This is a genomic window from Streptomyces sp. SAJ15, assembly GCF_007595705.1.
GTDB lineage: Bacteria > Actinomycetota > Actinomycetes > Streptomycetales > Streptomycetaceae > Streptomyces.
Map to the genome: position 1 here is coordinate 180,450 of NZ_NISY01000011.1, position 24,036 is coordinate 204,485.

General features: G+C 73.1%; 25 protein-coding genes and 1 tRNA gene. 15 read left to right on the top strand and 11 right to left on the bottom strand.

Annotated features, from left to right (window positions below; all coding sequences use genetic code 11):
- Positions 1 to 97 precede the first annotated feature (97 nt).
- The 3 genes from CD790_RS25030 (at position 98) to CD790_RS25040 (ending at position 1,441) form a co-directional block, all read left to right on the top strand.
- Positions 98 to 424, top strand: a complete 327-nt coding sequence (locus tag CD790_RS25030) for an antibiotic biosynthesis monooxygenase (RefSeq protein ID WP_144385586.1) — start codon at positions 98 to 100, stop codon at positions 422 to 424.
- A 106-nt stretch (positions 425 to 530) separates the two neighbouring features.
- On the top strand, positions 531 to 755 hold the full coding sequence (locus CD790_RS25035; RefSeq protein ID WP_144385587.1) for an antitoxin: 225 nt from the start codon (positions 531 to 533) through the stop codon (positions 753 to 755).
- Between the two features lie 134 nt (positions 756 to 889).
- Positions 890 to 1,441, top strand: a complete 552-nt coding sequence (locus tag CD790_RS25040; protein ID WP_144385588.1) for a GNAT family N-acetyltransferase — start codon at positions 890 to 892, stop codon at positions 1,439 to 1,441.
- A 131-nt stretch (positions 1,442 to 1,572) separates the two neighbouring features.
- Here the strand turns inward: CD790_RS25040 and CD790_RS25045 are convergent, their stop codons facing one another.
- The gene (locus CD790_RS25045) at positions 1,573 to 3,708 is read right to left on the bottom strand and encodes an MFS transporter (RefSeq protein WP_144385589.1); all 2,136 of its coding nucleotides are present in this window, start codon (positions 3,706 to 3,708) and stop codon (positions 1,573 to 1,575) included.
- 267 nt (positions 3,709 to 3,975) lie between these two features.
- Between CD790_RS25045 and CD790_RS25050 the strand changes: the two genes are divergently transcribed.
- Positions 3,976 to 4,644 (top strand): HAD-IA family hydrolase, encoded by a 669-nt coding sequence (locus tag CD790_RS25050; protein WP_144385590.1) that lies wholly within the window; start codon positions 3,976 to 3,978, stop codon positions 4,642 to 4,644.
- Between the two features lie 150 nt (positions 4,645 to 4,794).
- On the opposite strand, the gene CD790_RS25055 is transcribed toward CD790_RS25050, so the two are convergent.
- Positions 4,795 to 5,376: a TMEM165/GDT1 family protein gene (locus tag CD790_RS25055; RefSeq protein ID WP_144385591.1), complete on the bottom strand. Its 582-nt coding sequence runs from the start codon at positions 5,374 to 5,376 to the stop codon at positions 4,795 to 4,797.
- 715 nt (positions 5,377 to 6,091) lie between these two features.
- Here CD790_RS25055 and CD790_RS25060 point away from each other — a divergent pair.
- The 5 genes from CD790_RS25060 (at position 6,092) to CD790_RS25085 (ending at position 11,810) form a co-directional block, all read left to right on the top strand.
- Entirely contained in the window at positions 6,092 to 6,760 is a 669-nt protein-coding gene (locus CD790_RS25060) for an HNH endonuclease family protein (RefSeq protein ID WP_144385592.1), read from the top strand.
- Between the two features lie 430 nt (positions 6,761 to 7,190).
- Positions 7,191 to 9,314 (top strand): FAD/NAD(P)-binding domain-containing protein, encoded by a 2,124-nt coding sequence (locus CD790_RS25065; protein ID WP_260867861.1) that lies wholly within the window; start codon positions 7,191 to 7,193, stop codon positions 9,312 to 9,314.
- A gap of 244 nt (positions 9,315 to 9,558) precedes the next feature.
- Positions 9,559 to 10,041, top strand: a complete 483-nt coding sequence (locus CD790_RS25075) for a DoxX family protein (RefSeq protein WP_144385593.1) — start codon at positions 9,559 to 9,561, stop codon at positions 10,039 to 10,041.
- Positions 10,042 to 10,252: 211 nt separating this feature from the next.
- Positions 10,253 to 10,918 (top strand): DedA family protein, encoded by a 666-nt coding sequence (locus CD790_RS25080; RefSeq protein WP_144385594.1) that lies wholly within the window; start codon positions 10,253 to 10,255, stop codon positions 10,916 to 10,918.
- 142 nt (positions 10,919 to 11,060) lie between these two features.
- Positions 11,061 to 11,810 (top strand): lytic transglycosylase domain-containing protein, encoded by a 750-nt coding sequence (locus CD790_RS25085; protein ID WP_260867862.1) that lies wholly within the window; start codon positions 11,061 to 11,063, stop codon positions 11,808 to 11,810.
- Here CD790_RS25085 and CD790_RS25090 read toward each other — a convergent pair.
- The 4 genes from CD790_RS25090 to CD790_RS25105 all read right to left on the bottom strand — a co-directional run bounded on the left by CD790_RS25090 (position 11,807) and on the right by CD790_RS25105 (position 15,226).
- Complete coding sequence (locus CD790_RS25090; protein ID WP_144385595.1) at positions 11,807 to 12,706, bottom strand: alpha/beta fold hydrolase; 900 nt, start codon at positions 12,704 to 12,706, stop codon at positions 11,807 to 11,809. The two genes, CD790_RS25085 and CD790_RS25090, sit on opposite strands and share 4 nt — an antisense overlap.
- A 265-nt stretch (positions 12,707 to 12,971) precedes the next feature.
- Positions 12,972 to 13,184 (bottom strand): hypothetical protein, encoded by a 213-nt coding sequence (locus tag CD790_RS25095; RefSeq protein WP_260867863.1) that lies wholly within the window; start codon positions 13,182 to 13,184, stop codon positions 12,972 to 12,974.
- 418 nt (positions 13,185 to 13,602) lie between these two features.
- Entirely contained in the window at positions 13,603 to 14,226 is a 624-nt protein-coding gene (locus CD790_RS25100) for a dihydrofolate reductase family protein (RefSeq protein WP_144385596.1), read from the bottom strand.
- Positions 14,227 to 14,407: 181 nt separating this feature from the next.
- Entirely contained in the window at positions 14,408 to 15,226 is an 819-nt protein-coding gene (locus CD790_RS25105; protein ID WP_260867864.1) for a putative protein N(5)-glutamine methyltransferase, read from the bottom strand.
- Positions 15,227 to 15,577: 351 nt separating this feature from the next.
- Between CD790_RS25105 and CD790_RS25110 the strand changes: the two genes are divergently transcribed.
- From CD790_RS25110 to CD790_RS25125, 4 genes are all read left to right on the top strand, one after another.
- Positions 15,578 to 15,811, top strand: a complete 234-nt coding sequence (locus tag CD790_RS25110) for a hypothetical protein (protein WP_144385598.1) — start codon at positions 15,578 to 15,580, stop codon at positions 15,809 to 15,811.
- Between the two features lie 196 nt (positions 15,812 to 16,007).
- Positions 16,008 to 17,255, top strand: a complete 1,248-nt coding sequence (locus tag CD790_RS25115; RefSeq protein ID WP_144385599.1) for a sensor histidine kinase — start codon at positions 16,008 to 16,010, stop codon at positions 17,253 to 17,255.
- Positions 17,252 to 17,899, top strand: a complete 648-nt coding sequence (locus tag CD790_RS25120) for a response regulator transcription factor (RefSeq protein WP_186319218.1) — start codon at positions 17,252 to 17,254, stop codon at positions 17,897 to 17,899. Before CD790_RS25115 ends, CD790_RS25120 begins: the two co-directional genes overlap by 4 nt.
- A gap of 30 nt (positions 17,900 to 17,929) precedes the next feature.
- Entirely contained in the window at positions 17,930 to 18,589 is a 660-nt protein-coding gene (locus tag CD790_RS25125) for an O-methyltransferase (RefSeq protein WP_144385600.1), read from the top strand.
- A gap of 129 nt (positions 18,590 to 18,718) precedes the next feature.
- On the opposite strand, the gene CD790_RS25135 is transcribed toward CD790_RS25125, so the two are convergent.
- From CD790_RS25135 to CD790_RS25145, 3 genes are all read right to left on the bottom strand, one after another.
- Positions 18,719 to 19,405, bottom strand: coding sequence for a DUF4383 domain-containing protein (locus CD790_RS25135; protein ID WP_144385602.1), 687 nt, complete (start codon positions 19,403 to 19,405; stop codon positions 18,719 to 18,721).
- Positions 19,406 to 19,600: 195 nt separating this feature from the next.
- The gene (locus CD790_RS25140; protein ID WP_144385603.1) at positions 19,601 to 19,816 is read right to left on the bottom strand and encodes a zinc ribbon domain-containing protein; all 216 of its coding nucleotides are present in this window, start codon (positions 19,814 to 19,816) and stop codon (positions 19,601 to 19,603) included.
- 141 nt (positions 19,817 to 19,957) lie between these two features.
- Positions 19,958 to 21,295 carry a hypothetical protein gene (locus tag CD790_RS25145; RefSeq protein WP_399218194.1) on the bottom strand — a complete coding sequence of 446 codons (1,338 nt, stop codon included), beginning with the start codon at positions 21,293 to 21,295 and terminating at the stop codon, positions 19,958 to 19,960.
- A gap of 293 nt (positions 21,296 to 21,588) precedes the next feature.
- Between CD790_RS25145 and CD790_RS25150 the strand changes: the two genes are divergently transcribed.
- Positions 21,589 to 21,660, top strand: a tRNA-Val gene (locus CD790_RS25150).
- A 194-nt stretch (positions 21,661 to 21,854) separates the two neighbouring features.
- A complete protein-coding gene (locus tag CD790_RS25155) occupies positions 21,855 to 22,076 on the top strand; it encodes a hypothetical protein (protein ID WP_144385604.1) in 222 nt (73 codons plus the stop codon).
- A 563-nt stretch (positions 22,077 to 22,639) separates the two neighbouring features.
- Here CD790_RS25155 and CD790_RS25160 read toward each other — a convergent pair.
- Positions 22,640 to 22,960, bottom strand: a complete 321-nt coding sequence (locus CD790_RS25160) for a MazG-like family protein (RefSeq protein WP_144385605.1) — start codon at positions 22,958 to 22,960, stop codon at positions 22,640 to 22,642.
- Positions 22,961 to 23,092: 132 nt separating this feature from the next.
- On the bottom strand, positions 23,093 to 23,875 hold the full coding sequence (locus tag CD790_RS25165) for a phosphotransferase (protein ID WP_260867865.1): 783 nt from the start codon (positions 23,873 to 23,875) through the stop codon (positions 23,093 to 23,095).
- Between the last annotated feature and the right edge of the window lie 161 nt (positions 23,876 to 24,036).

A 24,036-nucleotide genomic window follows, 5' to 3' on the forward strand; every position in this document is an offset into this window, starting at 1 on the left:
CTCTTTGTTCCCACTCGCTCCCCTGTCCCCCTCTCCCGGGGCGCGCCGGGGCGAGGGGCGCGGTGGCCGGGCCGGGCGGGTGCGGGAGGATGGGGCCATGAGCATCGTGAAGATCAACGTGCTGACCGTGCCCGCCGAGCAGCGGGAGCTGCTGGAGCAGCGTTTCGCCGCGCGTGCGGGGTCCGTGGAGAGCTCCGACGGCTTCGAGTGGTTCGAACTGCTGCGCCCGGTCGAGGGCACCGACGAGTACCTCGTCTACACCCGCTGGCGCGACGAGGAGTCGTACAAGGCGTGGATGGAGGGTTCGATGCGTCAGGCCCACCAGGGCGGCGGCGAGGGGGCCCCGAAGCAGCGTCCGGCGGCCACCGGCTCCACCCTGTGGTCCTTCGAGGTCGTCCAGCAGGCCGCTCCGAAGCAGGACTGACCCGGCGGCGGCCGCCGCCCCCCGTTCGGGCTAGTCCCTTTGGCCGTGCTCTCCGCTCTGCCCAACGCTGGAAGTAGCGTCAGCCCGAGCGAGAAGAGTGATTTCCATGAGCTTCAAGGACACCATGAGGCATCTCAAGGAGCGGCTGAAGGGGCACGAGGACAAGGTCGACCGTGGCATGGACAGGGGCGCCGAGCAGGCCGACCGGCGCACCGGTGGGAAGTACACCGAACACATCGAGCGCGGCTCCCAGCAGGCCAAGGACGCCCTGCTGTCGCCGGAGGAGAAGCGGCGGCAGGACCGTCCGGGCGGTGACAGCCCGGGGATCTGATTCCCGGCCGTCCCCGGACGGCGGCGGATTTCTCCGCCCACGGCCGGCGGGGGCCGGGTGGCTGACGAAACAGCCATCCGGCCCCCGCCGTCCCGTGCGGCCCGGTGCGGAGCCCAGTCAGGAGCGAACACCGCATGACCTCCCCCTGGACCGTCTCTCCCCGGCCGCCCGGCGCCCCCGAGGCGGCCGCGCTGTTGCGCGAGTACCTGATCGACGTCGCCGACCGCTGGTACCTGCGCCACCACGGGCGGGCCGCGACCGCCGAGGAGATGGCCGGGCACCTGGCCGAGATGGTCGACGACGACCTCGCCCCACCGCGCGGGGTGTTGCTGGTGGGCCGGCACGACGACGAGCCGGGCGGGTGCGTGGGGCTGCGGCTGCTGGACGGCGACCGGGCCGAACTCACCCGGATGTTCATCCGGTCCGCCAAGCGCGGGTCGGGCGGCGCCGGGCTGCTGCTCGGGGCCGCCGAGCGGGCCGCCGTCGGGCTGGGCGCCCGGCGCCTCGTCCTGAACACCAGGCTGGACCTGGTCGAGGCCCGCGCGCTGTACGCGCGGCACGGCTTCCAGGAGACCGCGCGTTACGCGGGCGACGAGGATCCGTACGCCGAGTGCTGGTACGCCAAGGACCTGGCCCGTCCGCACCCTCATAGCGCCAGGGACCCGGCCCGGTCCGCACCCTCATAGCGCCGCGCACCCGGCCGGGGGCACACCGCCATAGCGCCAGGGACCCGGCCCCGTCCGCACCCTCGTAGCGCCGCGGGACCGGCCGGGGGGCGCCGTCGGCGGCGGGCGCTCGGGCGGGACGCCGGGCCCGCTCAGCCGCCGCCCCCGGCTCCGGGGCGCAGCCCGGGCGGGGGGCTGCGCGGCGGCCCGTGCGGGCGCTCGTGGTCGCGGTGGACGGTTTCGCCGTCGTGCGGCTGCTCGGCGTCGCTGCCGCACAGCTCCCGGTTCAGCTCCCGTACGAGCTCCAGCAGGTCCGCGGGGCGGTCCGGCGTCCACCAGTCGCCGAGGAGTTCCGCCAGGGACTCCTCGCGCGCCGCGAAGAGCCGCCGGGCCACCTCCCGGCCCTCGTCGGTGAGGAAGAGCGAGAGCCCGCGGCGGTCCGCGAGCCCGCGCGACTCGACCTCGCGGACCGCCTCGGTGATGACGCTCAGCGGCAGTTGGGTGCGGTCGGCGAGCACATGCGGCTCGGTCGTGCCGTAGCGCTGGATGCGCAGCAGCAGCCAGCTGCTGGCGGGATGGAGGTCGAGCCCGGCGCGCTCGGTGATGCGCTCGTAGACGTGCCGGCGCCCTTCGCGGCTGCCGAGCACCGACAGCGCGCGGGCGCACTCCTCGCGGGAGGAGCGCTGGACCGGGTTGCTGGAGAGCACCTCGCTGGTGTCGGGGGCGGTGACGCTGCCGCGCAGCGGCTCCTCCTTCAGGAAGCAGGCCAGCGCGCAGGCGACGAGCACGATCGGGACCGCGTAGAGGAAGACATCCGTGATGGAGACGGAGTACGCGTGCAGCACCGCGGCCTGGTCGGCGGGCGGCAGCAGGCGGAGGGCGTGCGGGTCGGCGCTCAGCTCGCCGGGGTCGACGCCGGGCGGCAGCGGCCTGCCGGCCAGGGCGTCGGCGATCCGCGGCCCCAGCCGGCTCGCGAAGATCGTGCCGAAGATGGAGACGCCGAAGGAGGCGCCGATGGAGCGGAAGAAGGTGGCGCCGGAGGTGGCGACGCCGAGGTCCTCGTACCCCACCGCGTTCTGCACGATGAGCACCAGCACCTGCATCACCAGGCCCAGGCCGCAGCCGAAGACGAAGAGGTAGCCGCTGGTCTGGGCGACCGAACTGGCCTCGTCGAGCTGGTGCATGAGGAGCAGCCCGAGCGCGGTCAGCGCGGTGCCGGCGATGGGGAAGAACTTGTAGCGCCCGGTGCGGCTGACGATCTGGCCGGAGGAGATGGAGGCCAGCAGCATGCCCAGCACCATCGGCAGCAGGTGCAGCCCGGAGACGGTCGGCGAGACGCCCTGGACGACCTGGAGGAAGGTCGGCAGGAAGGTCATGCTGCCGAACATCGCGAAGCCGACGACGAAGCCGATGACCGAGCAGAGCGTGAAGGTGCGGCTGCGGAAGAGCCGCGGCGGCAGCACCGGCTCCGCCGCCCGCCGCTCGACCAGGACGAACGCCACCAACAGCACCGCTCCCAGCAGCGCCAGGCCGATGACCTGCCAGGAGTCCCAGCCGAAGGTGACGCCGCCGAGGGAGGTCAGCAGCACCAGCGCGGCGGCGACCGCGGCGATGAGGAAGGTGCCGAGGTAGTCGATGGTGTGCGCGGTGCGGCGGGCCGGGATGTGCAGCACGGCGGCGATCACGGCGAGCGCGACGACGCCGACGGGGAGGTTGACGTAGAAGACCCAGCGCCAGCTGAGGTGGTCCACGAAGACCCCGCCGAGCAGCGGTCCGAGCACGCTGGTGCCGCCGAAGACGGCGCCGAACAGCCCCTGGTAGCGGCCGCGTTCACGCGGGGGGACGAGGTCGCCGACGATCGCCATCGACAGCACGATCAGCCCGCCGCCGCCCAGGCCCTGGAGCGCGCGGAAGGCGATCAGTTGCGACATGTCCTGCGCGAGCCCGCACAGCGCGGAGCCCACCAGGAAGATCACGATGGCGAGTTGGAAGAGCCTCTTGCGTCCGTACTGGTCGCCGAGCTTGCCCCACAGCGGGGTGGCGGCCGTCGACGCCAGCAGATAGGCGGTCACGACCCACGAGAGGTGGTCCAGGCCGCCCAGGTCGCTGACGATCGTCGGCAGGGCCGTGGCGACGATGGTCTGGTCGAGCGCGGCCAGCAGCATGCCCAGCAGCAGCGCGCCGATGGCGACCAGCACCGTGCTCCGCGGCTGCCCGGTGCCGGGGACGGCGGTCCGGGCCGCCGGGGGCGGCGGGCCCGGCGCGGTTCCGCTCACCTCGTCGGCCATGGCGCCTCCTCCGAACGGGTAGCCATCCCTCCCATACTCACCCGTATGCCGTATTACGTCCCGCCGAGCGGGCGACCTCGGCGGACGTGCGACCGGAAGTCCGGACCCCACTGGCGCAACCCCCCTCTCGTTTTGTATCGTGAGGGAACAAAGTGGTTCCGCCCGCAAACCCTGACCGGCGGGCGGAGCCGCTTGTCTTCCTTCGCCGCGCCCCCTCGTGCCGCCCGGTGCCCTCCCGCCCCGCTCGGCGCCGTCTGGAGTTCGCTCATGTCGCCGGCCACCATCGCCACGCTCACCGCCCGCGCCGTCCTGCTGGACATGGACGGCACCCTGGTCAACTCCGACGCGGTGGTGGAGCGCTGCTGGCGACGATGGGCGGCCGAGCAGGGTCTCGACGGGGACAGCGTGATCAAGGTCGTGCACGGCCGACAGGGCCACGCCACGATGGCGGTCCTGCTGCCCGAGCGGCCGATGGAACAGAACCTCGCCGACAACCGACGGATGCTGGAGTGGGAGACCGCGGACGTCGACGGCGTCGTGCCCATCCCCGGCGCCCCCGCCTTCATGGCCTCGCTCGCCGATCTGCCGCACGCCCTGGTGACCTCCGCCGACCGCGGCCTGTCCACGGCCCGGATGACCGCCGCCGGGCTGCCCATGCCCGCCGTGCGCGTCACCGCCGAGAGCGTCGGGGCCAGCAAGCCGGACCCGGAGGGCTTCCTCAAGGGCGCCGCCGAGCTGGGCTTCGCCCCCGCCGACTGCGTCGTCTTCGAGGACTCCGAGGTCGGCATAGCCGCGGGCAAGGCCGCCGGCATGCGGGTCGTCGGCGTCGGCCCCCGCGCCGCCGCCCACGCGCCGGACGTCCATGTGCGCGACCTGGAGCGGATCCGGGTCGAGGCGCTCGCGGACGGCACGCTCCGGCTGCACGTCGCGGCGTAGCGCCACGGCCCACGCGGTCGGCCCGCGAAACGACCCGCGGACGGCCGACGCGCCGCCCGTCCGCGGCGCACCGGCCGGCGTCAGCGGCGCACCGGCCGACACAGCGGCCCGCGTCAGCCCGCGACGGCCACGCGACGGCCCGCCAGCGCGTCAGCCCGTGACGGCCTCGTAGAGGCTCAGGCCGGCCAGTGCCAGCATCACCATCGCCGCGATCTTCGTGATCAGCTTCAGCGGCACGTACCGCATCAACGTGCGGCCGCCGACGATGCCCAGACCGGCCACCGCCCACAGGGCGAGCACCGCGCCCAGGCCGACCGAGATCGGGTCGTCGTAGCGGGCGGCGAGGTTGGCGGTCATGATCTGGGTGAGATCGCCGAACTCGGCGACCAGGATCAGCATGAAACCGGCGCCCGAGACCTTCCAGAAGGACTGGTCCGCGGGCTTCTTGATCTCTTCTTCCCCGTCGTCCTTCTTGAAGAGCAGCATGGCCGCGCCGGCGAGGAAGAGCGCGCCCACGACCGCCTGCACCACCCGGTGTGGGAGCAGCGACAGCACGCTGCCGGCGGCGATGGCGAGGGCGACGTGCACGGTGAAGGCGGCGGCGACGCCGACGAAGACGTACGACGCGCGGTAGCGGGTGCCGAGCATCAACCCCGCGAGGGCGGTCTTGTCGGGGAGCTCGGCGAGGAAGACGACGCCGAAGACGACTGCGGCGACGGTGATGCTGAACACGGGGTGGATACCTCGTTCGTTAGGGCCGCACCGAAAGGGGCCCTTGGGGAGGGGTCGCTTCGGCACGGCAGCGTCTGACACTGCGGCCGAAGGTCTCGCTGGCATACGACGCGTCCACCCGCGGTCGTGGGTCACGACCGCTCGGGCACCGCCGTGGATCACGGCCGCGTCCTACGCTCCGGGCGCCGGCCCACCGCGAGGGCGGGCAGTATGTCGACGGTCCGGCGGAGAGCTACTCCCCTTCTGCTCCGGTCAAGGATACGGCAGCGGCCGCGTGGGGCGGCCGACCGCGTGCCGCCGACTCCCGCGCCGCCGCGCGACCGCGGGCCGGCACGGCCCCTGGAGGCGTGCTCACGCCCGGCCCCGGCGGGCGCGGCTGTGAGGGCCCTCGACGGCGCGGGCCCCGGCGGGCGGGCCCGCGAGGGCCCTCGGCGTCCGTGACGAGACCCACACTCCGCCTCGGACGAACGTCGGCGACGGCGCGCCCGCGGTCACCGGTCGGGCGCCGCCCGGCCCGGACCGACCGCGGGCGACCCCGGGGCGGGACGGCCCGCCCACCGCTCCTACCACAGCGAACGTCCGCCACACCACCCTTGCCTTTGACATGCCCGCGTCGGCAGTCTGTAACCTGACGCCCTTTCATCGGCAACCCGGCGTCGCCACCATGACCGGGCACCTCCGGCCATGAATCCCCCCACTTCCGAGGGAGTTCAGCATGTCCCGACTGCGCAGTGCCATGGCGCGTCGTCGTCTCTACGCGCGTCATGTCGCCACGGCCGCCGGCCTCACGGCCGTGGTCTCCACGCTCGTACTGAGCGGACCGTCCGCCCAGGCCGCGCCGCCCGCCCCGCCGAGCGCCGCCACGGCCCGTACCTACCTGGCCGCGCTCACCGTGCGCGCGGAGGGTTCCCTGGACGGCTACAGCCGCTCCAAGTTCCCGCACTGGAGCACCCAGCAGGGCGCCTGCAACACCCGCGAGGTGGTCCTCAAGCGCGACGGCAGCGACGTCGAGCAGGACTCCCGCTGCGCCGCCGTCAAGGGCCGCTGGTTCTCGCCGTACGACGGCGCCACCTGGACCGACGCCGCGGACATCGACATCGACCACGTCGTGCCGCTCGCCGAGGCGTGGCGCTCCGGCGCCAACACCTGGACCACCGCGCAGCGCCAGGGCTTCGCCAACGACCTGACGCGCTCGCAGCTCATCGCCGTGACCGACCGCGTGAACCAGGCCAAGGGCGACAAGGACCCGGCCAAGTGGCTGCCGTCGGTCACCTCGTACCGCTGCGAGTACGCCCGCATGTGGGTCGGCGTGAAGCACGACTACAAGCTGTCCGTCGACTCCGCCGAGAAGTCGGCCCTGGCCTCCCTCCTCAACGGCTGCTGACGAACCGCCGCCGACCGGCCACCGGAGGATCCGCCGCGCGGCGGATCCTCCGCGCCCTCCCCCGCGTTCCGTGCCGCACGGCCCCACGGAGCGACGGAGGAGGGCCGGATGGCCGGGCCGCCGGGGAGCCCGGCCCGGGGCACCGTCACCGTCCGGCGGCGAGCGAGGAAGGAACGCGCGACCCGTCCGCGGGCCGGCCCCCGAGGGCCGTCGGGCAGTGATCCCTCCCACACCCGGGCCGGATGTTTCGCCGAGGGTCTGGACTCTCCGGGCACGCCGGGCATGATGGGGCGCGCCCGTCCCGTGACAACCGGTCACCACCGATGACCGGGTTGTTCCGTGTGCCCGTCCGCGTACGGCCGTGTGCTCGCGTCCGCCGACGCGAGCGCCTCGTCCGTCCGCCCCTCAGCTGCCCCCGGGAGACGTCACCTTGGCCGGAGCCCGCCCCGCGCCCGGAGTTCAGCACGAGATCGCCGTCGTCGGTTCCGGCCCCAGGGGCACCAGCGTGCTGGAGCGCATATGCGCCTCCGCCCCCGCGCTGGCGCCCGGTGTCCGGCTGACCGTGCATCTGATCGACCCCGCCCCACCCGGCCCCGGCCAGGTCTGGCGCACCGCGCAGTCCGCCGAGCTGCTGATGAACACCGTGGCCTCGCAGGTGACCCTCTTCACCGACGCCAGCGTCGAGTGCGCCGGTCCGATCCGCCCCGGCCCCAGCCTGTACGAGTGGTGCGCGGCGCGGGGGTCGGCGCTCGGCCCCGACGACTACCCGCCCCGGGCGCTGTACGGCCGCTATCTGGAATGGGTCTTCGCGGAGGTGGTGCGCACCGCGCCGGAGGGGCTGACGGTCGTCACCCACGCGGCACGCGCCGTACGGCTGGAGGAACGGTCGGACGGCGCGCAGGCGCTCACCCTGGACGACGGGCGGCGGCTGACCGGCCTGTCGGCGGTCGTCCTGGCGCAGGGCCATCTGCCCACCGCCTCCGACGCCGAGCAGCGGCGGCTCGCCGGTTACGCCGCGGCCCACGGGCTGCGCCACCTGCCGCCCGGGAATCCGGCCGACCTCGACCTGTCCGCCGTGGCCCCCGGCGAGACGGTGCTGCTGCGCGGCCTGGGGCTCAACTTCTTCGACCACATGGCGCTGCTGACGACCGGTCGCGGTGGGCGCTTCGCCACGGGCGCCGACGGCACGCTGGTCTACCGCGCCTCGGGCCGCGAACCCCGGCTGTACGCGGGCTCCCGGCGCGGCATCCCGTACCACGCCCGCGGCGACAACGCGAAGGGCGCCTGCGGGCGGCACCGGCCCGTCCTGCTCACCCCGGAGGTGATCGCCCTCTTCCGGAAGCGGGCGACGGCCGGTGACGCGCCGGACTTCCGGGCCGAGATCTGGCCGCTGGTCGCCAAGGAGGTCGAGACCGTCTACTACGAGGCGCTGCTCGCCGCCCGCGCCCGTCGTTCCGCCGCCAGCGCGTCCGCGACCTCCGCCGGCGGCCCGGCGGGCGCACCCGGTACGCCCGGCGCCGGATTCCGTGGGCGCTTTCTGGCGACCCCGCCCGGCGGCCCCGAGGAGGCGGCGGTGCTCGACGCGTACGGGATCGGCGCGGGCGAACGATGGTCCTGGGAGGAGCTGGCGCGGCCGTACGGGCGGCGGAGGTTCGCCGGGCCCACGGAGTTCCGCGACTGGCTGTTGGACCATCTGCGCCGGGATGTGGCGCAGGCCCGGCTGGGCAATGTGGCGGGGCCGGTGAAGGCCGCCCTGGACGTGCTGCGGGACCTGCGGAACGAACTGCGGCAGATCGTCGACCACGGCGGGCTGCCGGGGCCGTCCCGGCGGGCCGATCTGGACCGCTGGTACACGCCCCTCAACGCCTTTCTCTCCATCGGGCCGCCGCGCCGCCGGATAGAGGAGTTGGTCGCGCTGATCGAGGCGGGGGTGGTGGAGGTCCTCGGCCCGGAGCTGGAGATCGACACCGGCGGGCCCGACGAGCGCCCCGGCTTCCTGGCCCGCTCGGCCCGGGTGCCGGGCGCCCCCGTACGGGCGACGACCCTGATCGAGGCGCGACTGCCGGAGCCGGACCTACGGCGCACGGCGGACGAGTTGCTGGCGGACCTGCTGCGGACGGGCGGCTGCCGCCCGCACCGGGTGCCGGGCCGCGCCCGGGACCTCGATGTCGCCCCGGACCTCGACCGGGAGCTGAACCTCCACGACGACCCGCCTGGCGGCGCCCCGTCCCGCCATGACCCGTCGGGCCGGGAGCCGAACCTTCGGGACGTGCCCGGCGGCGCCGAGGGCTACGAGACCGGTGGGCTCGACGTCACGCCCAGCCCGTACCACCTGATCGACGCCGCCGGCCGCCCGCACCCGCGTCGCTTCGCCCTCGGGGTGCCGACGGAGGGCGTGCACTGGGTGACGGCGGCGGGCGCCCGACCCGGGGTGAACTCGGTGACGCTGGCGGACGCCGACGCGGTGGCGCGGGCCGTGTTGCGTGTCACCCTCACGGAACCCGGGTCCGCTACCACTGAGGCGGGCGAGACCGCGAGGGGCGGGACCGCTTGATGCCATGCCGGTCCCGTCGGACCGCGGACGGGGCTCTGCCACACGGGTCGTCGTGGCCGGAACCGGCGAGTCCAGGGCCGCCGGAAGCCGGGCACCGGCCACCATCTGCACGGATATCACCCAGCGCATAGCTCGTCGCCCGATGTAAGAATGGCATGAACTTGAACTTGCAACAAAATATGAGGCGACCCTAACCTGGCAACCTCGCGCTTCCCGTCCCCGACCTGAAACGAGGGCACGTCCCATGTCTTCCCCTTCGAACCCGTTCCAGCCGCTCACCGAGCGCCTGGACGCCACCCGGCCGTACGTGCTGTCGCTGTTCCGGATCGTCGTCGGCCTGCTCTTCTTCTGCCACGGCGCCGCCTCGCTGCTCGGCTGGTTCGGCGGGGCCATGGGCACCGGCAAAACCATCGACGCCGGTACCTGGCCCGGCTGGTACGCCGCGGTGATCCAGCTCGTCGGCGGCGGCCTGGTCATGATCGGCCTGGGCACCCGCAGCGCGGCGTTCATCTCCTCCGGCTCGATGGCCTACGCCTACTTCGTCGAGCACCAGCCGGAGAAGCTCTGGCCCATCCAGAACCAGGGCGAGGCGTCCGCCATGTTCTGCTGGGCGCTGCTGCTCCTGGTCTTCACCGGCCCCGGCCCGCTGGCCGTGGACCGACTCCTGGGCAACTCCCGCGCGGCGACCGCCGGTAACGAGGCGCAGCGCCAGCCGTCCCGGGTGTGAAACACGCCTGAATCATCCCCGAACGCCCCTCAGATGAGGCGTGGATCACGTCATGCGGGACGAGAACGTCCCGCATGACGTGATTCGAACAACATCATCACCCCCTGCTCGGTATTCTCTTCAGTCACAGGCGTACGCTGTACGGCTGTAAAGGCCGCTCCTGCCGCTCTCGCTGCGACATCGCGGCGGGGGAACGGGACCGGGAGAGACGTTGTTGGAGCATGTGGGGTCATTGATCAATACCCCATGGATTTACGCCGTGATCGGGCTCTCGGTTGTTCTGGACGTCTTCCTTCCCGTGCTGCCCAGCGGCGTCCTCGTGATCACCGCCGCCACGGCGGTCGCCGGCACCACCGCCGATGTGGTCGGCGCGGCCAGCGCCCGGGCGGCCGGCAGCGTCTTTCCCGAGATGCTGGGCCTCGTGGTGTGCGCCGCCACCGCCTCCGTCGTCGGCGACATGGTCGCCTTCCGACTGGCCTCGCGCGGCAGCGATCGCCTCGACCGGGCCATCGCGCGCTCGCGCAGACTCACCCGCGCCCAGGAGAAGTTGGGCTCCGCCCTGGTGCGGGGCGGCGGCCCGCTCATGGTGGTGGCGCGCTTCGCCCCCGCCGGTCGCTCGGTGGTCAGCCTGAGCGCCGGGGCCGCGCACTACCGGGTCGGACAGTTCCTGCCCTGGTCCGCGGTGGCCGGCGTGGCCTGGGCCGCCTACAGCGTCACCCTCGGCTACTTCGGCGGCCATTGGCTGGGCGCCACCTGGCTGGGCACCGCGGTGTCGGTGTCCGCCCTGTTCCTGGCCGGCGCGGGTGCGGCGTTCCTCGTGAAGCGGCCGGGCGTCGGAGACCAGGCGCGGCAGGCAGCCCAGCACGGAGCCTCGTAGGACCTGCCATGGCGCGGGAGCGACGACCGACTACGGGGCGAACAGGGCGATTTCAGATAAACAGGATCTCCGGCTACGGTCCCACCATGCGGACTTTCACCTCGACTCCCAGCCTGCAGTCCAGCCGCCCCCTGGCGGCCCGGTGAGCGGGCGGGGCCGGCGCACCGCCGTCATCGCGGGCGGCGGCACGCTGGTGCTGACCGCCGCGGCGGGCGTCGTCGTGTGGAAGACCTTCTTCTCCGGTCCCGGACTACCGACCATCCCGGACGAGTACCGGCCGATGATCGAGTCGGCCGCGCGCACCTGCCCGCAGCTGAGCGTGCCGCTGCTGGCCGCGCAGATCGACGCGGAGAGCGGCTGGCGGGAGGACGCGGACTCCGGGCACGCCCAGGGCATCTCGCAGTTCGCGCCGGTCACCTGGTCCGAGTGGGGCCGGGACGGGGACGGCGACGGCAAGGCCGACATCTGGAAGCCGGCCGACGCCATCCCCTCCCAGGCCCGGTACATGTGCCATCTGTACAAGGTGGTCGAGGACGTGGCCGGCGATCCGACCGAGCTGGCCCTGGCGGCGTACAACGCCGGCCCCAACGCGGTGCTCAAGGCGCGTGGCATACCGCGGATCGACGAGACCGAGGGCTATGTCGACCGGATCGTGAACACCCTGCTCCCGGACTACCGGAAGAGCGAGGCGGAGCGGGCGTCCGACGCCCCGTCCGAGCCCGCCTCCGACGCTCCGTCGAGCCCCGGTTCCGGGCCCGCGTCCGCCCCGGCCTCCGGCCCCGCCGCCGATCCGGCCGCCGGGCCCGCCTCCCCTCCGACGGCCTCCCCTCCGACGGTCCCCGGTCCGACGGACGGCCCCGCCGCCGGGCCCGCCGCCGGCACCGTGAGCTAACGCGGCTCCGCCGCGCCCGCCACGCCGTCGACCGGGGTGGCCGCGGTCGGCCCCACCGCCGTCACGGCGTCCGCGGCATCGGCGGCGTCGATCGCGTCCGCGGTCAGGAAGTCCTCGATCGCGCGCACCAGTTCCAGGGGCGTCTCGTCTGCGGGGTAGTGTCCGGCGCACGGCAGCTCCACCAGTTCGGCGTCTATGTACCAGCGCAGCCATGTCCGCCGCATCACCTCCGCCGTGAGCGCCGGGTCATAGGCTCCGACCACCACGCGCACCGGGACGGTGACGCCCTCTATCTCGGAGTGGAAGTCCTCCCGCGCCCAGGAGTCCAGCCAGGCCCGGAACGCCTTCGCGTCGCTGTTGTCCAGCGAGTGTCGGACCATCAGGTCCAGCCAGGCGTCCGGATGGCGGCTACCGGTGGTCAGATCGATGATCGCCCTGCGGTTCTCCGGGCGCTCGGCGGCGCCGACGAACAGCTCCCACTGGTCGTCGTCGAAGGGCACTCCGGACGCGGGCACCGGCGCCACCCCCACCAGCCGCCGCACCCGCTGCGGCGCGGCGGCCACCACGCGCTGGGCGACCGCGGCGCCCATGGAGTGGCCCAGGAGGGAGAACCGGTCCCACCCGAGGTGGTCGGCGAGCGCCAGCAGGTCCTGGCCCGCCTCCCGGGTGGTGTACGCGCCCGCCATGTCGCGCGCTTCGCCGTAGCCGCGCAGGTCGGGCAGGACGTAGGTGAAGGCCCGCCGGTCCACGTGCGGCAGCACCGCGGCGTACGCGGCGCGATCCGAGAACCAGCCGTGCACGGCGATGACCGGATGCGGTCCGTCGCCGACGACCTCATAGGGCGGCACGACGCCTGGTTCGGCGGGTGGTACGACGGGTGGAACATGGGCTCCCATGGCGCCTCCGGTCCCAGTCGGGTACGGGCACGCCGGCCGCGCCCGCGCCGACAACGTTCGTCGCGACCGACGGGTACGGCAAGGCGATTGCGCATATGCGCCACGCCCGTGACGGCATCGCCCGCCATGGGCGCGTTCCGTACGCGACATCCGCTACGTCGGGTCGCGGCCGTTACGGGCGCTCCCCCATCGGGTGACGGGGCTACGAGGTGACCGGTGTGACCCGGGCGACCGGACGCGACCTGGCGCCCGGTCACAGCGTGCGTCAGGCGGCCGCCGTGAGGGCCATCTCGCGCCGCACCGCCCGCAGGTAGAGCCCGAGCAGCCGCGTGTACTCCACCCGCTCCTCGGGCAGGAGCGGCCTGGCCCGGCGCGCCCGCAGGAAGGCGCGTATCTCCTCATTGGCATGCTCGGCGTCGGAGCACACGGCCTCGGCGGCCGGGCGCACGGCATCGGGAGCCAGGGATGACGGGAACATGGGACAAGGCTAAGGGCAGGCTCTGACAACGAAAGCCCACCCTCGGTCGAGGGTGGCCACATCGATGCGGTGGGGCCGCCCGCCCCGGTTACGCGGGCGACACACCCGCCCCGACCGCCGCCCCCGGCGGCCGTCCGCGCGAAGGTCGGTCCACCGCCACGGCGCCCGTCGGACGGCCTCGGCCACCTCACCCCTCGGCCCCGCTACGAACAGCCGTTCCCGTGACGGTGACAGACCCATATGCCGGAGGTACGCGCCGCCACCCGGCCCGTGGCGGAGGGCGCCACGCCGGCGCGGCCGCGGTCGGCCGCGTACACAGCGCGTCGCCCGGGGGAGCCCGCCGGGAGCCCGCCGGGGGCGCGCAGTTCGGCCGGATCATTGCGCTCGCCCCCGTGCCGCCGCGGCGGACGCCCCGCGGCTACTGCTCGTCCAGCTCGAAGGTCCCGAAGGTGGGCCGCCCGGCGAGCTCGTAGCTCAGTACGGCGACCCCGGCGCCGGTCGTCCGGGAGTCCGTCAGCCGCAGCGCGCTGGGCACCGCCCCGTCCTCGAACAGCCGCCTCCCCGTCCCCAGCACCACCGGATACACCCACAGCCGGAACTCGTCGATGAGATCGTGCGCCATCAGGGACCGCGCCAGCGTCCCGCTCCCGTGGATCTGCAACTCCCCCTCGTGCCGCTCCTTCAGCTCCGCCACCGCCCGCGCCGCGTCCCCCTCCAGCAGCGTGGAGTTCTGCCACTCCACCCGGTCGAGAGTGGTGGACGCGACGTACTTGGGCAGGCCGTTGAGCCGCGAGGCGACGGGGTCCGCCGGGTCGGTCACCTGCGGCCAGTACGCCGCGAAGATCTCGTACGTACGCCGCCCCAGCAGGAACCCCGTCGCCGTCTCGAACCGCTCCGCCACGATCCGCATCATGTCCTCGTCGGCGTAGGGCACGAGCCAGCCCCCGTACTCGAAGCCTCCGCTGGTGTCCTCGTCGGGCCCACCGGGCGCCTGTACCACCCCGTCGAGCGACAGGAATTCCGTCAGTGACACCGTGGCCATGGCCGTGGCTCCTTCTGGTCGTCGTCAGTGCTGCACCAGGTCAGACTCCAGCGGAGGGCGAAACTCATCGCGGACGCGACACGCGGGAGGCCGGCGGCGTGTCCCCCGGGCGCCGCAGGCACGCCACACGGAAGGGGCGCCACCGGAGCCGACCGCCGGGCGGTGGCGCGCCGAAGGGCTTCTACCGCTCGGTGGAGGGACTCGCCCCGAGATCGGTCGTCGGGCCTTCACGGCGTCCGATGACGACGGTGGCGTCCAGGTCCTCACAGTCGACCACCCGCGGCACCAGGCCGTTCCGGGCGAACTCCGCCATCGTCCGCGGTGCCTGCCGCTCGCTCGTCTCCACCAGCAGATACCCGCCGGGGACCAGCCACCGCCGCGCTTCCGCCGTCACCCGCCGCTGCACGTCGAGCCCGTCCTCGCCCCCGTCCAGGGACACCCGGGCCTCGTATATCCGCGCCTCCGGCGGCAACAGCTCTATCGCCTCCGTCGGAACATACGGCGCGTTGGCCACCAGCACGTCCACCCGTCCCGCCAGTGCCCCCGGCAGTGCGTCGAAGAGGTCACCCTCGTAGACCCGGCCGAGCCCAGCGAGGTTCCGCCGCGCACACCGCACCGCCGCGGGGTCGATGTCGGCGGCGTACAGCTCCACGGGCCGCGCCCCGGGGTGCGAGGCCAGCGCCGCCCCCACCGCCCCGGACCCGCAGCACAGGTCCACGACCACGGCGCCCTCGGTGCGGCCGGCCAGTCGGGCCGCCTGACGCGCCAGGAACTCGGTCCGCCGGCGCGGGACGAACACCCCCGGATCCACCGCTATCCGGAGCCCGCAGAACTCCGCCCAGCCGAGGACGTGTTCCAGCGGCCGGCCGGCGACGCGCCGGTCCACCATGGCGTCGAGCTCGGCGGGTGAGGCCGCCGCGGAGAGGAGCAACTCCGCCTCGTCCTCGGCGAAGACACAGCCGGCGGCCCGCAGCCTGTCGACGACGGTGGAGCGGAGCACGGAGAGAACGGAGGAGAAAACAGAATCTGAAGAGAGGGTCACGGAAACCTTTCGGATCACCGAAGGGCGCCCTCCCGGTCACCTATACCGGTGCGACCGTACGGCCGCGAGTCGAGAGCACCCCGCCTGACACTGCGTTAATGGGTCTCACCTCCTGGGCCGTTCCTACGGGGAAGGCCACAGTACCCCACGTCGCACGCCATGTCCCCGACGGGCCCGGCGCGCGCTCGTTCCGGCGCCCGCCCTCGGGCCTCCACGCGCCCTCCGCGACGCGCGTACGCGCCCCAACCGGCCGCGGCGGCCGCGCGTCTCCTCGGCAGGGTGCCAAGGACCCTGACCAAGGAGGGGATTGTGGCTCACGATCACGACACAGGCCGGCTCAGCCGCCGCCGCCTCATCGGCGGGACCCTCGCCGTCGGCACCACCGCGCTCGGCGCGGCCGCGTTGGTCTCCGCCGCCCCCGCCGTGGCCGGCAGCAGCGCGGGCTTCCGCTGGTGCAACCGCTGCCAGGGCATGTGGTTCTGGGCCGCTCCCACTGTCCGGCGGCCACCGGCCCGGCCCCCTGGCACGACGGGGCGTATGTGAGGACCGGCTCGGGGTGGCGCTACGAGAACTATCTCCCCCGGATGAAGTGACCGGGCTGAAGTGACCGCTGAAGTGGCCCGGCTGACGTGAGCGGGCGGGACCAGAGGGCCGCCGGCCTGGTGGGCCCGCGCCACAGCCGCAACCTGCGGAAAACCGCAGTGTGGGAGGGGTACGGAAGCCGTTAGCGTTGCGTGCCATGCGGGGGTGGGTGCGACGGCACGGATGGATCGGGCGAGGATGGCGACTGACGGCCGGGCTCACGATCGGTGTCGGCACCGCCGTCGTGGGGCTGGTGTTCTGCGCGCTGGCGGGCCTGGCCCTGCTGTGCGTGACCGCGTGGCCGCGCGCCCGGCAGCGGGTGCTACGGCCGGTGGCGGCGAGGGCGCGGCAGCTGACCGAGTTGGAGCGCTGGCGGCTGGACCGGTTCCTGAACCACCGCTCCGCGGCTGACTACTCGAACCGCCAGGCCCTGCGGTACGTGGCGGCGCGCTCGGCGCTGGGTCTGCTCGGCGGCCTGGTGTTGATGTCGGTGGTGTCCGGCGTCTTCTACGGCTCCCTGCTGATCTGGGGCTGGTTCATCATGGCGGCCCACAAGTGGCTGACGCTCTCCTTCTCCTCGCTCGGCGGCCTGTTCCTGCTCTTCCTCTCCCTCCAGGGGATGGTGGGCGTGGCCGCTCTGGAGCGCAGGCTGGTCCATCACCTGCTGGGGCCCAGCCAGCAGGAGGCGCTGCAACGCCGGATCGAGGAGCTGGCCACCAGCCGGGCCGGGGTGGTGGACGCCGTGCACGACGAGCGGCGCCGCATCGAACGGGACCTGCACGACGGCGTGCAGCAGCGGCTGGTGGCGCTCGGCATGCTGCTCGGCCGGGCCCGCCGCAGCCAGGACGAGGAGAAGGTGCGCACCCTGCTGGCCCAGGCTCACGAGGAGAGCCGCCAGGCCCTGACCGACCTGCGCGAGGTGGCCTGGCGCGTCTATCCGATCGCCCTGGACGACGCCGGGTTGCGAGCGGCGCTGGAGACGGTGGCGGAGCGGTCGGTCATCCCGGTGCGGCTCGACTACGACCTGCCGGCGGAGCCGAGCACGGCGGTCCGCACGGTGGCGTACTTCGTGGTGTCCGAGGCGGTGACGAACGCGATCAAGCACTCGGGGGCGGCGCGGATCACCGTCGCGCTGAGCGCGGGAGCCGGTCCCGGGTTCGCCGGCGGGCCGCTGCTGGTCCGCGTCACCGACGACGGGATCGGCGGCGCCGACCCCACGGGCAGCGGTCTGCTGGGCCTGGCCCGCCGGGTCGCCGCGCTCGACGGCACGTTGCGGGTGCTGAGCCCGCGCGGCGGGCCGACCACCGTGACGGCGGAGCTGCCGTGCGCGTTCCACGACCTCCCGGACCCCTGGGGCGACTCCTTGCGCGAGGCCACGAGAGAGAGCATGAGTGAGACCCGATGAGACTGATCCTGGCCGATGACTCGACCCTGCTGCGCGAGGGCCTGGTGCGGCTGCTCGCCGAGGAGGGGCACCAGGTGGTGGCCGCGGTCGGCGACGCGACCGCGCTGCTGGCGGAGGTGGCCCGACACCCGGACGTCGACGCCGTCGTGGTGGACGTCCGGATGCCTCCCACCCACACCGACGAGGGGCTGCGCGCCGCGCTGGAGATCAGGGCCACGCATCCGGGGGTGGGCGTGCTGGTGCTCTCGCAGTACGTGGAGAAGCGCTACGCCACCGAGCTGCTGACGGGGGCCGGCGAGGGCATCGGCTATCTCCTCAAGGACCGGGTGGTGCAGGTCGACGAGTTCCTCGACGCCCTGGAGCGGGTCGCCGCCGGCCGGACCGCCTTCGACCCGGAGGTGGTGCGGCAACTCCTGGTGCGCAGCACGCACACCGACCCGCTGGGCCGGCTCACCCCGCGCGAACGGGACGTCCTGGACGCCATGGCGCAGGGGCACACCAACGCCGCGATCGCCGAGCGGCTGCACGTGTCGCGGAGCGCGGTGGAGAAGCACATAGCCGCGATCTTCGAGAAGCTCGAACTGCAGGGGAGTTCGGGCTACTCTCGGCGGGTGCTGGCGGTACTGCGTTACCTGGGGAGCTGACCGCTCACCACCGAGCTCAGGGGATGTGTGATGACCGAGTCCAAGTGGGTGCCGATCACGGACGAGCTGTACCGGTACGTGCTGGCGCACAACCCGCCGTTGGACCCCGTCCAGCGTGAGCTCGTCGACGCCACCCGCGCCCGGCTCCCCGAGGTCGCCGTCAAGCTGTCCGCCGAGGAGCAGGGCCCGCTGCTGGCCTTCCTGGTCCGGCTGACCGGCGCCCGCCACATCGTCGAGGTCGGCACCTTCACCGGCTTCTCCGCCCTGTGCATGGCCCAGGCGTTGCCGGCGGACGGCACGCTGATCACCTGTGACATCTCCGAGGAGTGGACGGCGTACGGCCGTGAGGCGTGGGCGAAGGCGGGCGTCGCGGACCGCGTCGACCTGCGCGTCGCGCCCGCCCTGGACACCCTGCGCGCGCTGCCCGAGGAGCCGCACATCGACCTGGTCTACCTGGACGCGGACAAGGTCAACTACGTCGCGTACTGGGAGGAGTTGGTCCCGCGGATGCGCCCCGGCGGGCTGATCGTCGCGGACAACACCCTCTTCAGCGGCCGGGTCGTCGACCCGGAGGCGACGGGCGACCCCGCGGCGATCCGCGCGTTCAACGACCATGTGGCGGCGGACGCGCGGATGGACGCGGTGCTGCTGACGGTGGCGGACGGGGTGACGCTGGCGCGCAGGCGCTAGCGTCCGCGTGCGCCGGGCCGACCCCCGGCCTGTCACGGCGGCTGGACGGGCTCGCGCCGTACCGACCCACGGCCTGCCACCGGCGCGGCCTGCCACGGCGGCGGCTGGACGGGCCGCTGCCCGGAGGGGCTACCGCCGGGCCGGGCGCCGCGGGGCGACCTCCCACCGGGCCAGCTTCTGCTCGTAGGTGTCGTTCCGGGTGGTCTCGTTGAGCTCCTCGCGCAGGACGGCCGCGCGGGAGAGGGCGTCCACGCGGTCCTCACGCTCGGCCTGCCTGGGGTGGCGGTTGCGCCAGTACGGGTTGTCGTGCGGAAGGCTGCCGCTCACCCGCCCGTACATGCCGAACCACATCAGCATCAGCCCGACGATGAAGCTGAAGATCACGTTCTGGATGCGGAACGCGAGGAAGTTGTAGTCGGTGGCGAGCAGGGCGAGGTTGACGAACCCGCTCAGGATGAAGGCGAAGCCGACGACGATGTTCAGGGTCGAGGCGAAGTTGCCGCCGATGATCATCCCGACGAACAGCAGCAGGCCGATGACGATGGAGAGCACGCTCAGCGCGCCGTTGGTGTTCAGCCCGGCGACGGTGTCACCGCGGGTGTCGAAGAACCCGACCTTGTCGAGCAGCCCGAAGACGCCGAAGGCGATCAGCACCAGCCCGGTGAGCGCGGAGCCGACCCGGTAGACCTTGCTGAGCCTGTGGTCGACGGGCAGATGCTCCTGAAGCTTGGTGCGCACCCCGACCCGTTCGGGCCAGTTGCGCGCGGTGCCCCCGGGGTGGGTGCCGCCGGGAAGGGTGTGGCCTGCGGTAGCCATGTCCGGCCTCCTTATGCGATTGCGTCGCGATGCGGTTGCGTCGCGCGTTGCGGAGGTGACTGAAACGGACCTTTTTCAAGGATCCGCCTAGGCTGCGCGTGCCTCAACCGGAGCGGACGAAACCGCGGGACGGCGGATTCCTGGAAGACCGGGGCCTACCGGAGGGTGGTCGGAAGGGGCCGTCCGGAGGGGCGGTCAGCCGCAGCACCCGCCTCCGCAGCACCCACCGCCACCCCCGCCTCCGGAGGCGGGGCGCGGCGCGGCGGTGCCGCCGACGGCGACGGCGGAGAGCAGCTTGACGGTGTCGTCGTGGCCCTCGGGGCAGGCCGCGGGGGCGGAGGACTCGGCCATCGGCCGGTTCAGCTCAAAGGTCGTCCCGCAGGCGCGGCAGCGGTACTCGTAGCGAGGCATGAGAGGCAGCATAACGAGGGGAGTCGCAGGTCAACAGGTACGCGGGCGGGCGGGGGCGGCCGGGCCCCCGGATCACAGGGACACGGCGTGGCGTGGCCACCGAAGATTCCCCGGGCCCCGAGGGGCCAGGCCCCGCGGGGATCACCGCCGGCTGTTCTGTCCGGCGTTCGGTCCGGCGTTCTGTGCCCCACGCTCGGTGCGGATGTCCTGGACCACCCGGCCGACGGCCTGTCGTAGGTCCTCCAGCTCGGTGAGGAAGTGCCACCAGTCGGGGTGGCGGCCCTCCAGGCCGGCGACGGCGCGGTCGAGCCGCTCCACGGCGGCGTCGAGGGGCCGGGCGTGCCGCGGCTCGGGGGTGGAACGGCCGTCCATGGCGAGCCGCTGGGCGTCGCGGATGGTGAAGCGGGTGCGTTCGATCTCCTCCTGCGGGTCGTAGGAGACCCGATCCAGGCGACGCAGCCGGTCCCCGGCGGCGGAGACGGCCTCGTCGGTGGTGTTGAGGAGGGCCCGTACGGTGGCGAGCCGGGCGGTGGCGTCGGCCCACTGCTGGGCGTCGCGGGCGGCCTGAGCCTCCTTGAGCTTCTGCTGGGCGAGCGCGACATCGCGGACGGCCTGCTCGGGAACGGGCTGGAGGTCCTGCCAGCAGGCGGCGCTGTACCGCCGGCGCAGCTCGCTGAGCACGGGTTCGACGCCGGCGGCTCGGGTGCTGATGGCTTCGGCGCGGGTACGGAGGGAGACCAGCCGCCGGTCCGTCTCCGCCGCCCGCTCGGGCAGCCGCTCGGCCTCCCCGCGCACCGCCTCCGCGCGGCGCAGCACGTCGTCCGCGCGCCGGATGGTCTCCTGTACGCCGTGCTGGCCGGCGCCCTGGTTGAGCTTGGTCAGCTCGGGCGAGAGGGCCGCCAACCGGGCGGCGAGGTCGTCGGCGCGCAGCCCGGAGGCGCGTACGGCGTCCAAGGCCTGGGTGGCGGAGAGCAGCGCCTGGCGGGCCCGCTGCACCGCGGGCGCGAGCTGGGCCAGCCGGCTCTCGGCCTGGCGCAGCAGCGGCCCGAGCCCCTCCCCGAACCGCTCCAGCTCGGCCCGGACCCGGTCCAGCTCCTCCTTGGCCCGCGCCAGCTCCGTCCGCGCCCGGGCGGCGGTGCCGCCGTCCAGGTCGTCCCGGTCGAGGTCGTGGGCGTCGACGGCGGTGATGTAGGCGTGACTGACCTCGTCGACGCGCCTCCCGAAGGCGGCGAAGTCCTCGATCACCTTGCGCGCGGCGGGTGAGTCGTCGACGGCGTTGATGGTCTCGATGGAGATCCGGAGCTCCCGCTGCGCGGTGTCCAGCTCGTAGAACGCGGCCGCGGCGGCGTCCTTGGCCGCCTGCGCCTCGGCCCGCTGCCCCTCCCCGCGCCCCCCGAACCACCGCCGGGCCCCGCCCCCGGGAAAGGCCCCCGGCAGCGCCGCGACGGCCACGGCCAGCAGGGGCAACGGCAACAGCACCACGCCGGCGACCTCCCGCACCGCACTCCGGCCCCCGGGACGGCGCACGGACCGCCCCGTCCACAGCGCCCGCACGGCCCGCACGAGTGTCCCCGTCACCACCCTCTACCGACCTCTCCCGCTAGATCGCCAAGATCGCCCCAGACCCGGCTGCCATTCTCCCACCGCCCCGAACAAACCAGCGGCCCGACGGCCCGACCACCAGGGCGGCCCCCGCCCCGGTGGCCCATCAGCGCACGCTGGCCGGATTGCGAAGTCTGGGTGGCGGCAATGTACTCTGTCTCTTCGTCCCAGGGCGCATAGCTCAGCGGTAGAGCGCTGCTCTTACAAAGCAGATGTCGGCGGTTCAAATCCGTCTGTGCCCACCCTCGCCGAACACGGCAAAGGCCCAGGTCAACCGGTGTGAAACCAGTTACCTGGGCCTTGATCTTTTTCGGCTCGGGGAACTGCGCCGAGGCCCCGTGCCACTTACGTCCCAGAACGGCCTTCGGGCTGTCCGTACCGGGTCTGTGCCGGCGGCCACAGCGAACGGGACGCACGTAGGCGCATACTGAGGACAATGACTAAGCCTGCTGCACCGAAGCGTCATTTGCCCACCAGCCCCTTCAAGGCCCCGGTCACACCGGTTCCCAAGGACTTCGCTCTGGGCGACCAGGTCACACATGACATGTACGGCCTCGGCCGGGTGATCGGCATCGAGGAGGGAATCGCGGCGCTCGTGGATTTCGGCTCGGCGCCAATGCGGATCTTGAGCCCGTACGCCAAGATGACCAAGCTGTAGACCACTGTGCCCGATCACGGCACGCCAGGCCCCTTCAGGGACCTGCAACGAAAGGGAGACCTCTCATCGATCTGACGTCGCTGTTTTCCGCTCTGGAAGGGCAACCCCGCTGTTCGGCCGCATCGCCGCCTCCCACGACGAACCCCTTCCAGGCCGCGGAGTTCGGGGAAGACGAAACCTTCCCGCTCGAGGACGCACAGGGGCCCGCCTCAGGCATGCGTACGGTGCGACACGGGGCAGCTTAGCTCCACGGGCGACGGTGGCTTAGCTGCCCGGCGAGGGTCGTCTCCGGTGTTGACGGTGAGGAGTGCGGCCGTCTCATTCAGGCCCGCTCACCGTCATTCAGGCGACAGCGTGTGGTGGGCCCTTCCCGTAGGCACGTCCTGTACGCGGCCAGGCCACCCACCAACACCGTTGGAGGGCCTGGTGTGTGCGCAGCGGTCAGACACCAGTTGCGGCCCTTCCGTGGCTCGTCCTGGGATGCCTGACCGGCAACGGAGCCCCGCACCGAGATCGGTACGGGGCTCTTTCGCTGCCGGATGGGAGCGATCGACGGGTGCGGGTCACGAAGGCATCGTCCGGGCCACGAGGTGTCTGAGGTGGTCGTCGAGCAGTTTCTCGGCGTCCGGGGTACAGGTGGCGAGCGCGACCATGCCCGTGACGATGACGTCGCACAGTTCCTTGTGGACGTCGTCCCAGGTGTGGCTCGGGCCCTTGCGGGGGTTGGCGCCCACAGCGCCGTGCATGGCTTCCACGACCTCGCCGAACTCCTCGCCGATCTTGAGTACGCGCCACAGCTTCGCGTCCCCGGCCGTCGCCGGGTCGGAGTGCTCATCCAGCCAGACGCGCAGCCGCTCCACCCGGCTCCAGGTGGTGTCCTTCATGGGTTTCCTCCTCAGTCGTTTGCTCAGTCGTTTGTGCGGGGTCAAGCACCGCCGGCACGGCCGCGGCCACGCTCGGCATCGGTGACGGCTTCGGTCGGCCTACGGAGGAAGTCGGCTCACGCGGCCCCCGGACTAGCGGAGGAGCGCCGCGAATCGGGCGTTGCTCTCCCTGGCACCGGTCTCGCCGACGGCTGCGGTGAGGGAGCGGCAGTTCGCCCTCACGAAGGCGCGCAGCGCATCGCGGTCCGCGGTCGTCCAGCAGGGGAAGGCGGCGGCCCAGGCGCGGGCCTGGGCGGGCGGGCAGTCGTCCTCCATGAGCCGTACGGCGGTGTGGGCCACGTCCACCCAGGCGGGGCCTCGGGCCGGAGTGGCCCAGTCGATGAGGTAGGCGCGGCCCGCGCCGACGAGGATGTTGTGCGGGTTCGTGTCGGTGTGCAGGAGGGCGTCCCCGAGGAGGAGGTCGAGGTCCGCATGGTCGAGGTGGTCGGCCCAGCGGTCGGCGAAGCGGGGGAGCGCGAGGTGCGGCGGCCGCTCCAGCTCGCCCGCGAGGCGCAGGGCTTCCGCGACCAGCGGGAGGTCGGGCGAGCCGGGCGACAGGTCCGCGTGCCGGCCCTCGACGAACTCGAACCCGAGCACGTCCCAGCCGCCCACCGCCACACGCCACAGCAGGCGCGGGCAGACCGCCGCCACGTACGGGTTGAGGTCGACCTCCCACTGGTGCTGCGCCCCGCCCGCCTGGTCATCGAGGCGAACGCCCTTGATGAAGGTTCTCCCGGCCGGGCTGGTGAGGGAAGCCGCCACGGTGCAGTTGAGACCGTGCGACATGGAGCGTGCCTGGACGACCGGCCCGGTGTGCCATTCGATCGCCTCCTGGACCACAGCCGGTAAGTGATGCCACGTGATACGGGATGTCATGACGTCCTCGCTCCGGGATTCGGGGAAGGGAGCCGGCGAGACCGGCTCCCGTGACGTGCGACGGATCAACCTGACGTCTCTCCGCACTTGCGGCAGCGGCTCTTGCCGCTCCACTGGACCCAGTCGTGGTCACAGTTCGAGAGGATCATTCGGTGCCCTCC